1 protein-coding gene is annotated in these 402 nt (G+C 43.5%); it reads left to right on the forward strand.

Annotation, left to right across the window (positions count from 1 at the left end; genetic code table 11):
• The coding region (locus RM549_RS19430; RefSeq protein ID WP_311687780.1) for an MBG domain-containing protein at positions 1-402 on the forward strand (402 nt) is incomplete at both ends.

Raw genomic sequence — 402 nt, forward strand, 5'->3', positions numbered from 1 at the left:
ACTGTGAAGAATGTGGCGGCAAGCCTGAATCATGAAGAAACTACATTGAAGTTTGCTCCGCAGCAAGGATATACCAACGCAGGGACTTATCCTGTTACTGTTTCTACTGAAGAAACCGAGAATTATTTGTCGGCTTCAAAAGAAGTTTCCCTGGAAATCGAAAATGCAGAAATCACAGGAGTGGCTTTTGCTGGCGACACTTTCATTTACGACGGATCTCCGCACAGCATTTTTGTCACAGGACTTCCGGAAGGAGCGACAGTAGAGTATGCCGATAACAGGCAAATTAATGCAGGTACTTATCCGGTGACTGCAACCATAAGTCAGGAAAACTATAATAACAAAATCCTGACTGCGGATCTTATCATTGAAAAAGCTGAAGCAATAATCACTGCCGAGGCT

It is taken from the genome of Autumnicola patrickiae (genome assembly GCF_031846525.1).
Taxonomy (GTDB): Bacteria; Bacteroidota; Bacteroidia; order Flavobacteriales; family Flavobacteriaceae; genus Autumnicola; species Autumnicola patrickiae.